This window comes from Neobacillus driksii, assembly GCF_013409995.1.
In the GTDB taxonomy this organism is placed as follows: Bacteria; Bacillota; Bacilli; order Bacillales; family Cytobacillaceae; genus Neobacillus; species Neobacillus driksii.
Genome location: NZ_JACCBX010000001.1, coordinates 145,836 through 160,274 on the forward strand (window position 1 = coordinate 145,836; position 14,439 = coordinate 160,274).

At 36.6% G+C, this 14,439-nt stretch carries 10 protein-coding genes; all 10 read left to right on the forward strand.

Annotated features, from left to right (window positions below; translation table 11 throughout):
• Nucleotide 1: 1 nt before the first annotated feature.
• The 10 genes from F4694_RS00720 (at nt 2) to F4694_RS00765 (ending at nt 14,379) form a co-directional block, all read left to right on the forward strand.
• The gene (locus tag F4694_RS00720; protein WP_179594987.1) at nt 2-1,210 is read left to right on the forward strand and encodes a response regulator transcription factor; all 1,209 of its coding nucleotides are present in this window, start codon (nt 2-4) and stop codon (nt 1,208-1,210) included.
• A gap of 36 nt (nt 1,211-1,246) precedes the next feature.
• Nucleotides 1,247-2,683: a glycoside hydrolase family 1 protein gene (locus F4694_RS00725; protein ID WP_179594988.1), complete on the forward strand. Its 1,437-nt coding sequence runs from the start codon at nt 1,247-1,249 to the stop codon at nt 2,681-2,683.
• A gap of 26 nt (nt 2,684-2,709) precedes the next feature.
• A complete protein-coding gene (locus F4694_RS00730) occupies nt 2,710-3,597 on the forward strand; it encodes an ROK family protein (protein WP_179594989.1) in 888 nt (295 codons plus the stop codon).
• Nucleotides 3,598-3,737: 140 nt separating this feature from the next.
• Nucleotides 3,738-3,998: a hypothetical protein gene (locus tag F4694_RS00735; RefSeq protein ID WP_179594990.1), complete on the forward strand. Its 261-nt coding sequence runs from the start codon at nt 3,738-3,740 to the stop codon at nt 3,996-3,998.
• A 298-nt stretch (nt 3,999-4,296) separates the two neighbouring features.
• The gene (locus F4694_RS00740; protein ID WP_179594991.1) at nt 4,297-5,859 is read left to right on the forward strand and encodes a response regulator; all 1,563 of its coding nucleotides are present in this window, start codon (nt 4,297-4,299) and stop codon (nt 5,857-5,859) included.
• Between the two features lie 27 nt (nt 5,860-5,886).
• Complete coding sequence (locus F4694_RS00745; protein WP_179594992.1) at nt 5,887-8,619, forward strand: sensor histidine kinase; 2,733 nt, start codon at nt 5,887-5,889, stop codon at nt 8,617-8,619.
• Nucleotides 8,620-8,930: 311 nt separating this feature from the next.
• Complete coding sequence (locus F4694_RS00750; protein ID WP_179594993.1) at nt 8,931-10,631, forward strand: type 2 periplasmic-binding domain-containing protein; 1,701 nt, start codon at nt 8,931-8,933, stop codon at nt 10,629-10,631.
• 169 nt (nt 10,632-10,800) lie between these two features.
• The gene (locus tag F4694_RS00755) at nt 10,801-11,757 is read left to right on the forward strand and encodes an ABC transporter permease (RefSeq protein ID WP_179594994.1); all 957 of its coding nucleotides are present in this window, start codon (nt 10,801-10,803) and stop codon (nt 11,755-11,757) included.
• Between the two features lie 15 nt (nt 11,758-11,772).
• Nucleotides 11,773-12,660 (forward strand): carbohydrate ABC transporter permease, encoded by an 888-nt coding sequence (locus F4694_RS00760; RefSeq protein WP_179594995.1) that lies wholly within the window; start codon nt 11,773-11,775, stop codon nt 12,658-12,660.
• A gap of 15 nt (nt 12,661-12,675) precedes the next feature.
• Complete coding sequence (locus F4694_RS00765; RefSeq protein ID WP_179594996.1) at nt 12,676-14,379, forward strand: type 2 periplasmic-binding domain-containing protein; 1,704 nt, start codon at nt 12,676-12,678, stop codon at nt 14,377-14,379.
• Nucleotides 14,380-14,439 lie beyond the last annotated feature (60 nt).

A 14,439-nucleotide genomic window follows, 5' to 3' on the forward strand; every position in this document is an offset into this window, starting at 1 on the left:
TATGCCCTTTAAAATGCTAATTGTTGATGATGAACCCATTATTTGTCGTGGTTTGCAACAGACCATTCCGTGGGATGAATATATGGTGGAAGTTGTTGACCTTGCGTATGACGGGGCGGAGGCTATTCAAAAGATTCAGGAACATGGTGATATCGATTTAGTCCTAACCGATGTCAGAATGCCGAATGTTGATGGCTTGAGACTGGCGGCATTCCTTGCAGAGAACTATTCAGATATTCGAATGATTATCATAAGTGGGTACGACGATTTTAAATACGCACAGCAGGCGATTCAATTAGGTGTAAAGGATTACTTATTGAAGCCGGTAGAGGTAGATGAGCTTTTACAGGTCATCACAAAAATCACCAGTACCTTACAAGAAGAAAGAAAAGCTGCACAGCAAATCTATCAGATGAATTTACAAAATGCTATTTTTCATCAAGTTCTAGATTTACCAGATACTGCTCCAAACCATTCGGGTTTATTTGCTGATGTGCGTATTTATCCCTTTGTTACCATGTTAAAAGAGTATAAAAATAAAACAAAAGATCTTTCTGAAGAAGAACTGCAAAACGTGGCTGTGGACTGGGAAAACCAAGTAGAAAAATTGTTAAACAGTCAGGGGTTTTCATGTGTATCGGTGTTTACAAGTAAAAATGTCTTACTCACTTGTGTAACCAATCATTTGTCTGATTTTACTCCTCGGAATTTGGATTTCCAAGAGTTAAATTGTGTTGTTAATGATACTGACATCACAATTGGTCAGCTGAATGAGGTGTATCTAAGATTATATGAAGATACCCGGTATATTCCTTTTAGTGAAGACGGGGTTGTTGTTAGTCCTGTAAGTGAATCATTGGCGAATAAGTCAAAGGCTAACGACTGGTTAATGGATAGGGCAGAACAATATATCAAAACCTATTATGCGTCACCAATCAAGGCACATGAAGTAGCAGACGTCATTAATATTTCCCCTAATTATTTCAGTTCTTTATTTAAACAAAAAACGGGCAAAAGTTTTAATGAATATATTAATACCTTGCGTGTGGATACAGCCAAACAGCTGCTTGAAGAAACCCCTTTTAATGTAAATGAAATAGCTGAAAAGGTAGGATATCGAGAATATAAGTACTTTGTGGATGTGTTTAAAAAATTTACAGGCTATACGCCAACAAAGTATAGAAACGTAAGGGCAAACAATATCAATTAATCATAAGAGTGACTTATGAAATTGGAGGTAAGTAGTATGCAAAAGAAAATTAATGTACCGAATGACTTTTTCCTAGGAGCAGCAGTGTCTGCTTGGCAAACGGAGGGATGGTCAGGAAAAAAAGAGACACAGGATTCCTTTCTAGACATGTGGTATAAAGAAAATAAACATGTTTGGCATAATGGATATGGTCCTGCTGTAGCAACTGATTTTAAGAATCGATATAAAGAAGATATTGGTTATATGAAGCAAATTGGTTTGCAAAATTTTAGAACTTCTATTAATTGGTCTCGCTTTTTACTAGATTATGAGAATGCCGTAGTAGATGAAGAATATGCTAGTTATATAGATGATATGATCAATGAGTTAATCAAGAATAATGTGGAGCCGATGATTTGTCTTGAACACTACGAGCTTCCTGCTGAATTATTTAAGAAATACGGCGGCTGGGGATCAAAACATGTTGTGGATTTATTCGTTAAATATACAGAAAAGGTGTTTGAGCGTTATGGTGATCGCGTTAAGCACTGGTTTACTTTCAATGAGCCAATTGTTATTCAAACACGTGTCTATTTAGACGCGGTTCGTTATCCATTTGAACAAAATACGCAGAAATGGATGCAATGGAATTTTAATAAAAGCTTAGCAACGGCTAAAGTAATTCGTTTATTTAAACAAATGGACTTAAAAGAAAAATATGGCGCCAAGATTGGTAACATCATTAATCCAGAGGTAGCATATGCGCGTTCTTCTGCTGAACATGACCAAAAAGCAGCACGCATTTTTGATTTATTTTACAATAGAATTTTCTTGGATCCTTCGATTAAAGGCGAATTCCCTGAAGAATTGTTTGAATTAATGAACAAGCATGATATTGCTTTCGAGGCAACAGAAGAAGAGTTGCAAATCATTAAAGAGAACACCGTTGATTATGTGGGATTAAATATCTATTTCCCATACCGTGTAAAAGCACGTTCAACCGCATGGAATGAAGAGACGCCTTTCCATCCTGCCTACTATTATGAAAGCTTTGATTTACCAGGCAGAAAAATGAATCCTCACCGCGGCTGGGAAATCTATCCTCAGGTGATGTATGATATCGCTATGCGAATGAAAGAGGAATATGGAAACATCGAATGGTTTATTGCTGAAAATGGAATGGGTGTGGAAAATGAACACCGTTTTAAAAATGAAGAAGGCATGATTCAAGATGATTACCGCATTGAATTTATTAGTGAACATTTAAAATGGTTATTAAAGGGTGTTGAAGAAGGTTCCAACTGTACAGGCTATATGCTTTGGGCCTTCAGCGACAACGTATCACCTATGAATGCGTTTAAGAATCGTTACGGTTTGGTTGAAATTAACCTCGAAGAAAATCGGAACCGTACGCTTAAAAAATCTGCTTATTGGCTAAAAGACGTCATCGAAACCAAACAATTCGAAGGACAGGACGACAATATCTATAAATAAAAAGCTACCTAGGGGCGTTTCTTAAGATGAGTAAATATTTAGCTTTTGATATCGGCGGAACATTTATTAAATACGGATTGGTGACCGAGAAGGCTGAAATCCTTGAGAACAATAAAGTGAAAACACCTAAAACATTAGATGAATTGCTTTTGGTTATCGAAAAACTGTCTGGGAAGTATTCGGAGGTTAAAGGGATTGCAATTAGTGCACCTGGTGCTGTTTCGGATGAAGGCGTGATTTATGGTTCCAGTGCCATTCCTTATTTACACGGACCAAATATTAAAAATTTGGTGAGTGAGATAACTTCACTGCCGGTCTACTTAGAAAATGACGCCAATTGTGCGGGCTATGCTGAGATTTGGAACGGCGCAGCAAAGGGGAAAAAGGATGTACTTGTTATGGTGATTGGAACCGGAATTGGCGGATCGGTGTTTAAGAACGGCCAATTGCATAAAGGGGCCCATCTCCATGGCGGCGAATTCGGTTATATGCTGCTAACTGGTGATATTCAAGATAGCAATGATGTTTGGAGCAGAGTGGCTTCAACCGCTGCGCTGGTGAGAAATGTCGCAGAAAGAAAGCAAATAGATGTGGAATCTATTTCAGGTGAACAAATTTTTAAACTTGCTGAATCTGGAGATGAGGATTGTATTGAAGCTATCAATCATTTCTATCACTTATTGGCGGTAGGGATTTATAATTTGCAGTACATTTATGATCCTGAAGTAATCGTCATTGGCGGTGGAATCAGTGCTAGAGACGAACTCATTGATGGAATCAATGAGAAGCTGGATAGTATTTTAACAAGAGTCAATCTTGCTAAAATTAAACCTGAAATCGTGGCATGTAAGTATCGTCAAAATGCCAACTTACTAGGGGCAGTATACGGTGCCATGCACACTGAATTAAATTAGATTTTAGATAAAACCGCTTGGGTTCTAGTCAACCAAGCGGTTTTTACTTTTCCTTTCTAAATATTATGAGTTATGGAAAGGTATTTTCTGGTATAATATAATATTAAGTATATACTTAAACATAGCAGGGAGAGAGAATTTTGGAAGGCTTTTTTGGACTTGCTTTAAATATCATTCTGACTATTTATTTAGTTATTGATTCTAAAAAGCATGGTAAGAACCCCGTTCTATGGGGAATTCTAGGTTTTGTTTTTGGTGCCATTGCTTTAGGAATCTACTTAATTAGGACAGATCGAAAGGTAGTCGGCTGGATTGTTACCATTCTCAGTATTTTAGGATATTTAGCGTTCCTCCTATTAGTTGGCTTGGCCATCCTATTTACAGTTGCAGGATTTTCATAAAGAAAAGGAAGGGGTTTCCCTTCCTCAGATTGTCGAGAAAGTATCTTCTCGGCAATTTTTATTTTTCAGCCTGCCCAAAGGCCAGTTGATTTCCGCTCCAATCAACAGGGGAGAATTAACAAGGAGATTGCCACCCTTACATTATTTGGAGCGATTTGCCTCCATCAATAAACCTTAAAAATATGATAGAATTTTTACATAATTTCATAGATTCGTTTAACAAAAATACGCCGATTATTAATTTATCTGATAAACTAATTATATTACCTTCACTTTAATAGAAAAAGGGGGGCTTTTGATGTACAAAATAATCATAGTTGATGATGAGAAAAACATCCGTGACCGCTTGGCTCATTTTTTTCCTTGGTCTGAGGCAGGGTTCGAAGTAGTTGGGATAGCGGAAAATGGCGTAGAAGCATTGGAACTCATTAAACAGGAGCGTCCACATGCCGTTTTGACAGACGTTCTTATGCCTGAGATGACAGGATTAGAGCTTGCGAAAGAAATTCAAAAATCATACGCTGAAATAAAAGTGGTCATTCTAAGTGCTTATGACGATTTTAAATATGCCCAAGAAGCCATACAATTTGGTGTGAAGGGATATTTGTTGAAGCCATTGATGAAAAATGACTTTTTCAATGTTTTTACGAAACTAGCTGAAGAATTAAGAGAGGATGAAGAAGTAAAAGCAGTGGATCGAGTTGAGGAATTAATGCTTTTGGATTTAATTAAAGGGGATAATCTATCGCAGTATGCTGACCAGTGGAATCACCATACCCAAAGCTTTAGAGTCGCCATTTTTTCCTTTGATCGACTGTTTAAAAAGGTATCCACTTTTTCAATCAGGCAGAAAATTACAGAGCTTGCTTCGAATTTTTGGAATCGCTATCAAGTCTCCATTTTGTTTTACGGGAATAGTCTGATTGTGTTAAGTACCGATTCCAAGCTTGTTTCGAAACAGAATCTCTTACCGAAAATTAACTTGTTCATTGATTCACTAAGAGATAACCTTGGTGACTTATTTAAGGAACAAGAGAATTTTGTGGTAGGTGTTGGTGATCCAGTATGCACGTATCAAGAAATTTGCCGTTCCTATAATGAGGCGGTTTACGCATATAGCTATAAATACTTTAATGATTATGAAATAGTAATCTTCTATGAAGATTTGAATGTCGAAGGTGATAGAGGGAATCATACAGAATTACAAAACTTCATGTTAGACCATGTGAACAAAATTGAAAATTGCTTGATGGATTCGATGAAATCGAATGGAAAAATGTCCATTGGTGATTTAGTCAATCATTTCTTTGACCCATACAAACAGATTGGTGGACTGCCGATTGCCGAAATACGAAGTTCTTGTTCTGAACTTATTATTATCCTTATGTTCCGATTTAAAGAGAAGGGACTATCTCTCGCGTCTATTGATCAGCAGCATGTACTAGGCAGAATTTACGAGATTGATTCTTTAAAGGAATTAAAGCGATGGCTGACGCAAATGTTGGAAACGATTTCTTTTGATTTGATCCATCAGGATAAAAAGGATGTAAACAGTTACGTTCTTATGGCTAAGGAATATGTAAAGGAGAATTATCAGGAACGGATTACACTTGATGATATTTCACATCGATTATTCTTGCATCAAGCTTACTTCAGTGCGATTTTTAAAAAGGAAACAGGACAAAATTTTATCGATTATGTCAATCAAGTTCGTGTCGAAAAAGCGGTACTGCTTCTTAAAAATACAGATTATAAAATCAAAGTAATCTCCGATATGGTCGGTTTCCAAAGCCATTCGTATTTTAACAAAGTATTTAAAAATGAAACAGGTGTTACCCCTGTTGTGTTCAGAAGACAGTAAACGAGGTCAGCCTTCAGGAGGTAAACCATGAAAAAAGCTAAAAAGCTTCATTTCCATACCTTTTTATTAAAGTTTTCGTTGATCACTGTATTTGTATTTCTTTTGCTGTTAAGCAGTTTATATTTTATAAAAATAAAAAACTTTATTGAAGAAAAGAAAGAATCGTCAATCCAGTTAAGAATGGAACAGATTTCCCATGAGCTGCAGACGGAGTTTAATAATATTTATGATACGACAAATAATTTAAAGACCAATGAAATTGTTATCCGCTATATCGATGAGTTGAGCGGTTCAAAGATAAGCCCATCAGAAAAGTATTACCAGCATGCGGGTTTTGAGGATTATTTAAATACAATCAAACAGAACAATAAACTTATTGAAAATATCCTCATCATTACACCGACAACTCAATACAGTTCAGATCAAAAATATGTAGATTTCAAATTTAATGGTATGAAGGTTAAAACGGAAGTCGAAAATAATTTTTATTTTATTAACATGGGCGAGGCAAACAGAAAGATTGAACTCCCATCAATTAATGGGGAAAACGGGTGGAAAGCCTCTGAATGGAATGACTTAAATAATCATCTTTTTTTTGGAACAAATATCAATTCTCCAGACGGGGTTGATAAAGGAGTCATTTTAATCTTTATTAATCCAAAATATCTTGACGAATCTCTCTTTTATGCCGGTCAAATTCGTTTATTTGATCAAAATGGCCGGCTGTTTTTTAAAGGAGACCAAGTAGAAGGGGAGAATCTGGAAAAGTTAAATAATCAAAGTAAAAAGGAGTTATTGCTATCCAGAGCGGATAAGGGAGTCTATTATTCAAGCATCCCCTATTATAATTTTCAGCTTATTTATGAGGATTCATTAGGCTTTTATAAAAAACAAATTGGGCTAATGTGGAAAATGATTTTATTAACATTCGTTTGTTCCGCATTGATTACGATTATTTTTTCCAGAATGATAGGCCGAAAGGTTATTCAACCGCTTTATCAATTAATCGCATCGATTAAGGAGTACGAAGAAAGCAGGAATTACAGCAGTCTTGTACAGCAAAATAAAACGTTTGGCATGAAACTAAGCTTACAGGAGCGCTTCTTTTTTTATTTTGTGATAACTGTTTTGCTTCCACTATTTATTTTTATTGGAATTCTCTATGGACAAACTTCTAAACTTGTTTCGGGAGATATGCAGGAAAGCTATCATTCCGTCCATGAAAAGATGGCTCGGTTGATGAATAACGAAATTAACCAACGAGAGCTGACCATGGCACGAATTGCGCATAATAACAATGTACAGCTTCACATTATGGAACATGACGCTGAAAAGATTGGCCAAGAATTAGTAGACAGGAAGCAATTCCTCGAATTAAGACGGCAAAATATCAAAATTTATGATGAGTCAGGAAAAATTTTGTATACAAACATGCACAGTCTGGAGAAGGAACTAGCTTTCGAGTTCATGAGAAATTTAGAAAGTTCAGGTCGGAAGATTAGTTATACACTAAAAAGGGACCACTTTGATAATGTTACCATTGTGATTGGGATGCCGGTTTTTTCCCCGGTGGAATATTCAAAAATTATTGGCTATATAACCGTTGATATTGAAAACAATCAATTGGAAAAGTATTATTCTGATTGGCAAAAAACGGGTCTTGAAATGCTGATCGCAGATAAACGAAACATGATTCTTTCCCATCCGAATCCGCTTAATATTGGCAAAGTTTTTGATAGTAAAGAGAAAATGATGCAAGCTGATGGGTCTAAAGTTCATGCTTACAGCACAAAAATTACTGGTCTAGACTGGGTATTTATTTCAAAATACAATTATTCTGATATACAAAAGCAGGTCCATCAATTGTTTATCAGTGACCTCTATCTATTTTTTTTCATCATCCTTTTGTTGCTTGTATTTGCCTATTGGATTTCAAAAAGGATGCACAGGCCGATTGGACAGTTGAACGAGTTGGTTCAAACCTTTGATTTAAAGGGCTCCCATCATGATGTAATGGAACGATTATCTGGAATTGAAGAGGTTGACGCCCTTACAAAAAACTTCAATCATATGATGGAGAGAATAGAAGAATTGATTCATGAGACGATCGTAACGAATCAAGAACGAATTCAATTAAAATATGAAAAACGTGAGCTGCAGCTAAATGCGCTGCAGTCGCAAATTAATCCACACTTTTTATATAATACGCTCGATAATTTAATCTATCTCGTCGAAGCCAATGAGACAGATAGAGCGACCGAGATGATTGAGTCTTTAAGCCAGTTTTTTCGATTTGTTACCAATCGGGAACAATTTATGATTACACTACGTGAGGAGCTCACATTTACGAAAACCTATATCAAGATTATGTCCTACCGGTTTGATAATTTTGAATGCATTTGGGATGTTGATGAAAATGTATTAAATGATAAAACGGTTAAGCTGATTATGCAGCCGGTCATAGAAAATGCCATTCACCACGGAGCAAGGAAAACCAAGGACATGGTAACCATTCATATTTCGTGTGAGCTTAAAGGAAGCGAAATTCATATTGTTGTAGAGGATAATGCAGTAGGGATAGGAGAAGAAGAACTGTTAATAATAAAAAGTCACCTAGCTTCATCTTCGCTGGATAAAGCCGGTATTTATAATGTAAATGGTAGAATTCGGCTTCATTTCGGTGAAAAATATGGACTTAGTATAGAAAGCGTACGTTGTGAGGGCACAAAAGTTACGATTGTGCTTCCCGCTGCTATTTAATTCTAATGTAGAGGTTTTCTCTAAGGGGATCTTTTCCTTTGGAACAGCCTCTTTTTTTTGTTTTTTAAGAAATAAAAAAAGCTTTAAATAGTTTTAATTTATATTTAAAAATTTTAAGGAACTTAAAATAGTGCTATTTAACCTTAAGAAAGTATAACTTCACCAAAAGAAATTATACTATTCTAAAAATAGAAATCGGTTTCATTTAAAAAAACAAAGAGGAGGATCTTTTCAACTATTCGGTTTAATCATCAGTGCCAATGCAAATATGGAAAGAAAAAGTGACACTAATTGGTTAAGGGGGAGCAATAATGAAAAGAAAATTGAAAGCACTTTCTTTGGCAGCTGTTTCAGGTGCACTCATTTTTACATCTGCATGTTCAAATAAGGAAGCAAGTAAAGAAGCAGAAAAAGTTGATGTAGGAGGCTTGCCTGAAGTTGGGGATTTTTCTAAAAAGATTGAACTAAATCTTTCGGGATCTGTGACAAGAGGTAAAGTTGAAGATGGAAACTATGTACAAAAACGATTAGAAGAGCAATTCAACATCAAAATTGTCAACACGAAAGCGGATACTTGGAATGCTGACCAAGTAAACTTAATGGTAGCCTCCGGTGATCTTCCAGATACATTTGCGTTTACTACTGGCGGAAAGACAGCACAAGAATTATTTGATTCTGGTTTAACGAGAACGATTCCAAAAGAGATGCTTGAAAAATATGCACCTCGATATATGAAGATGTTATCTGAAAATCCTCCAGGGCTAAGTATGAACCTGAAGCAGGGAACAGATAATGAATATTTACAATTAATCGGTCAATATGCACATGTCGATGGCTTGGCTTGGGGCCCAACATTCCGACTTGATTGGTTAGAAAAATTGGGTATTGATCCTCCTGGAGAAATAAAGCAGGTAGGTCCAAGCGGCGGCCGCGAAAAAATTTATTATACAGATGCAGCTTATACGATTGAAGAAGTGGAAGAAATATTGAAAGCCTTTACTTTCGATGATCCGGATGGAAATGGAAAGGATGATACGTACGGTATCTCACCTTATAACAACCAAATCCACTGGTCAGCTACGTTAATGGGTGCATTTGGAATTGCTCCTGGTTATAACTTTATGGAAGATGGAAAATTGGTTCAAACTGAGGTTTCAAAAAAATATAAGGATTTTCTAAAATTAATGGCAAAGTGGTACAAAATGGGATTGATTGATCCTGAATTTACAACACTTGACAATAATAAAAGCTGGGAAAAATACAAGCAAGGAAAAATAGGCTACTATATCGCACAGCCTTCCTATATTGCCATGGATGATTGGGCAAAAGGACGAGCGCCACAGAACATCGTTGAAAATCCGGATTCTACAGCAAAATTGCTAGCGACAGCACCAGAAATCGGCAAAGGTGGACAGCAGGGTGAAGGAGCATATTTACCAGTTGGTAATTTAGCGGATGCATTCTATGTTTCGAAGGATGTAACGGATGAAGAATTGGCAAGAATTCTTCAAATCTTTGATTATATTAACTTGGATAATGAGGCAAGATGGACATTGTATGGGGAAGTGGGCGTGCATTCTGATTGGGAAGGAACACCTGAAAAATCAGCGCTTAAAGTCCGTCCAGAATTTGCAGAGCAAGAAGGTAATTCAGGATTTTGGGCCTACAACTTCCGTACCTATGATAAAGAAAGAGTACAGTGGTTTCAATCTGAATATACGTTGAATTTAAAAAATAATTTCTATGCCCGTGAAGATGTGAAAGAAAAGATGCTGATTCGTCCATATAAATGGGATATTTTAAATGAAACAAAACTAAAAGAACTTTCAAAACGTTATAGCGGACAACTCACCACCATTGTCGACGAATTTAGGATGAAAGCGATTGTCGGCGAAGTTGACATCGACAAAGAATGGGATAAATATGTTGAAAGCTGGATGAATAACGGCGGTAGAGAAACCCTGGCTGAGTTAGAAAAAGCTCCTAAGGTTTCCGATTTATTAAAGAAGTAAATAACTAAAATCACTGAGAGACGCATGAATATTTCATGCGTCTCTACTTTCTTATATGGCTTAAAATAGTGTTACTTTTCCTAAAGAATTTAAAACTTTTACATTAAAAATTATATTATTCTAAATACAGGAAACGTTTTCAACGCAAGTAATGAGAGGAGGACATCTTATGCAAACGGTAGTACAAAAGGCGGAAACAAAAACAAAACCTAAGCGAAAAGCAAATACTAAGTGGATTGAAATGAAAAAGATGAAAACGCTTTATATCATGTTGGCAATCCCAATGGTGATGCTATTTATCTTCCATTACATTCCAATGTATGGGATATTAATTGCTTTTAAGAATTTTTCACCTGGCTTGGGTATATGGGATAGCCCATGGAATAATTTTGAACACTTTAAAAGACTGTTTGATGATTTCTTATTTTTAAGGGCATTACAAAATACAGTCGTCATCAGTTTATTAAAACTAATTATTGTGTTTCCAGCACCGATCATCTTTGCCATCTTGTTAAATGAAGTTAAGAATGAAAGATTCAAAAAGGTGAGTCAATCGATCTCCTATTTACCACATTTCATGTCCTGGGTTATTTTATCGGCAATGGTCATTGAAGTGTTTTCACCGCAAAGAGGGATTATCAATTTCTTTATTACTCTTGTTGGCGGGGATCCAATAAACTTTATGTCGGACAAAGCATCCTTCATTCCAATTTTAATCTTAACAGATATGTGGAAAGAAGTTGGCTGGGGAGCAATCATTTACTTAGCATCCATTGCCTCCATTGATCCACAGTTGTATGAAGCAGCTGAAATGGATGGAGCAGGAAGATTCCATAAAATGATTCATGTTACTCTTCCATCGATTATGCCAATGGTCATCATCTTGTTTATTCTTAGACTTGGAAGTGTGTTGAACGCAGGTTTTGACCAAATCCTTAACTTGTACAACCCATTAGTCTATGAAGTGGCAGATATTATTGATACGTATGTATATCGAAGTGGTTTGGAGCAATTCCAATTTGACTATGCAACAGCAGTGGGATTATTTAAAAACGTTGTCGGAATTATCCTAATTCTTTCTGCGAACGCTATTATTCGCAGAAAAAGTGAACATGGAATTTGGTAGGAAGGAGGACTTACTATGGGGGCTACACGGAAAAAGATATCTTTATTCGATATTCTTAATGTGACGGGATTCATTTTGTTTTCAATCATTGTGCTATATCCTTTTTGGCAGACAATTGTTTTATCATTCTCAGATGCCAATGCATCTTCAAGCCTCGGAGTTCATTTATGGCCTGACCGCTGGATAATGGATGCGTATGAATTTGTGTTTTCATATGGGAACATTATGAGAGCATACGTAAATACGATTATTCGTACCGTCGCTGGTACCATCTTAATTGTTACATTTACGGTGCTGGCTGCCTATCCGTTGTCAAAAAAGGAATTGCCTTACCGTAATTTCTTTACGATATTTTTCTTAATTGCAATGTTTTTTTCGGGGGGAATGATTCCCGATTACCTATTAATAAAGAATCTAGGATTACTGGACAATAGCTTGTCACTGATTTTACCGTCAGCAGTGAATGTATTCTTTATCATTATTATGCGAAATTATTTTATGACGATTGATAAAGGAATTGAAGAATCTGCGATTATTGATGGAGCAAATTATTTCCAAATTTTAACGAAAATTATTATTCCAATTTCAAAGCCGGTTATTGCCACTGTAGCACTTTGGGCAGCTGTGTATCATTGGAATGAGTGGTTCCACGCGCTTGTTTATATCCAGGATGATGCTAAAACCGTGCTACAAATCGTGGTACGAGATATGTTAACGGCAATGGATCTCTCAAGTAATCAAGCTGCCTCAGTGGGCGGCGGCGGTATGAGCAGTTCAGAGCTGCTGTTGAGTAATGTTCGTGCAGCAACTGTTATCATCTCTATCGGTCCAATTGTTTTAATCTATCCGTTTGTACAAAAATACTTTATTAAAGGAATCATGATTGGTTCTTTAAAAGGTTAAAAGGGAGATGTAGTCATGAAAAAGTTTACAAAAGCACTTTCACTTGCGGCTATTTCAGGTGCACTGATTTTAACAGGGGCATGTTCGAAACAGGAAGCAAGTAAAGGAGCAGAAAAAGTTGATGTCGCAAGCTTGCCTAAAGCTGGGGATTTTTCTAAAGAACTTGAGCTAAATTTATCAGGATCTGTTACAAGAGGCAAGGTTGAGGATGGAAACTATGTTCAAAAGAGATTAGAAGAGCAATTTAATATCAAAATTATCAATACAAAAACGGATACTTGGAATGCTGACCAGGTAAACTTAATGGTTGCATCCGGTGATCTTCCCGATACCTTTTCTTTTACTACAGGCGGAAAGACAGCACAAGAATTATATGATTCTGGCCTAACAAGAACCATTCCAAAAGAAATGCTGGAAAAATATGCCCCACGTTATATGAAGATGTTATCTGAAAACCCTCCAGGTCCAATCATGAACCTGAAGAAGGGAACGGATAATGAATATCTACAATTAATTGGTCAATATGGTCATGTTGATGGTTTAACTTGGAGCCCAACCTTCCGCCTCGATTGGCTGGAGAAATTAGGCATAGAGCCGCCTGGTGAAATCAAGCAAGTAGGACCAAGCGGAGGTCGCGAAAAAATCTATTATACAGATGGTGCTTACACGATTGATGAATTGGAAGAGATTTTGAAAGCCTTTACGTTCAACGATCCTGATGGGAATGGAAAGGACGATACGTACGGAATTTCACCTTGGAATAGCAATACCAACTGGGCTGCTTCACTAACGGGTGCATTTGGAATTGCGCTTTCTGCTAATTATAACTTAATGGAAGATGACAAACTGGTTACGACTGAGATTTCACAAAAGTATAAAGCTTTTCTAAAGCAAATGGCAAAATGGTATGAAATGGGCTTAATTGACCCTGAATTTACGACACTTGACGATAAGAAGAGCTGGGAAAAGTACAAGCAAGGAAAAGTCGGCTACTATATTGCACAGCCAGCCTATATTGCAATGGATGACTGGGCAAAAGGACGTGCACCTCAAAATATCGTCGAAAATCCAGAATCCACAGCTAAATTACTTGCGACAGCACCAGAAATAGGGAAAAATGGCCAACAAGGTGTAGGTGCATTTATTCCGGTTGGAAATTTAGCGGATGCATTCTATGTATCGAAGGATGTTACGGATGAGGAATTAGCCAGAATTCTACAAGTTTTTGATTATATTAACTTCGATAATGAAGCAAGATGGACCTTGTATGGTGAAATTGGCGAGCATTCTGATTGGGAAGGCGAACCGAATAAATCAGCGATTAAAGTGCGACCAGAATTTGCTGAGCAAGAAGGAAATTCAGGCTTCTGGGCCTACAACTTCCGTACGTATGATCAAGAGAGAACACAATGGTTTACATCTGAATATACGATGAAAGTAAAAGAAGATTTCTATGCACGTGAAGATGTGAAAGAAAAAATGGTCATTCGTCCATATAAGTGGGATTTATTAAACGAAACAAACATTAAGGAAGTTGAAAAGCGTTATAAAGGTCAACTTGATACCATTGTGGCTGAATTTAGAATGAAAGCCATCGTCGGCGAAATTGATATCGATAAAGAATGGGATAGTTACGTTGAAAACTGGATGAATAATGGCGGTAAAGAATTGCTGGCTGAGCTAGAAAAAGCGCCAAAGGCATCAGATTTAATGAAGTAATAAATTAAAAATTAAATGTGGGTGCTTTGGTACCCACATTTATTTTGAATTACTTAGTTA